The 803-nt window shown below is 43.5% G+C and carries 2 protein-coding genes; both read right to left on the minus strand.

The window, feature by feature from the left end:
• The coding region (locus KIV40_RS28570; protein WP_285352596.1) for a MalM family protein at nt 1-589 on the minus strand (589 nt) is incomplete at its 3' end.
• An 80-nt stretch (nt 590-669) separates the two neighbouring features.
• Nucleotides 670-803 (minus strand): carbohydrate porin (locus tag KIV40_RS28575; RefSeq protein WP_285352598.1); only part of this gene is annotated, 134 nt, incomplete at its 5' end.

Below are 803 nucleotides of genomic sequence, written 5' to 3' on the forward strand. Positions count from 1 at the left end.
GTTTACCACCAAGTTGTTTTGTATAAACCGGGTCGGTCACCATCGGCATCACTTCACCAAACTCTTTAGCGCGCACTTTGGCAGGGTGATCAACCTGAATAGCTTTACCTAATTGCTCTGCTGGTGTGTAAATAACCATAAATGGGGTTTTGCTGGCATCAATACGTACGCGGTCAATGTAGCTGGTGCGGGTAAAGGCATCTGATGCCTGAATTTTGAAGTCTTCGAACTTCAGTGTTTTCACTGGCTGGAAGTTTGCATCCAATAGAATTGCTTCCGGCGCAAACACCGAGTCATCAATCATCAGGCTAGATAACGTCACTAACATCTCTGCAGAACGGTCGCTGAATTTAAAGGCCGCAAAATGGCTGTTACCTGTTGTAAAGGTACCGACAGGCGAACCTAAATCGATATCAAATTTTAAATCTTCATTGTCATTTAGTTGAGCGTATGGAAATTGCGAAAAATCGCTGCAGCATACTTCTGCATTGGTTGGGGGTGTTAATTGTGTTTGTACTTGAGCATCTGAAGCACAACCGCTTAGCAAGGCACCTAGTAAAACGGCTAACATGGAGCTTTTATTTGTCATTGTAATCTCTCTCACTATTGGTTGTTAGTAGGGGGAAACGGAAAAAGGCAGCCATTAGGCTGCCTTCAACTATAAAAGGTTTAGAACCAAATTTCAGCGTGTACACCTAGGATAGTTTCAGATTTTTCACCATCAACACCTAGACCAGCAGCCTCATCATCCGAAGTAACATAAGTTACGTATGGCTTGATTTGTGGACGACCGAAGTAGTCAG

The organism is Vibrio sp. D173a (genome assembly GCF_030248475.1).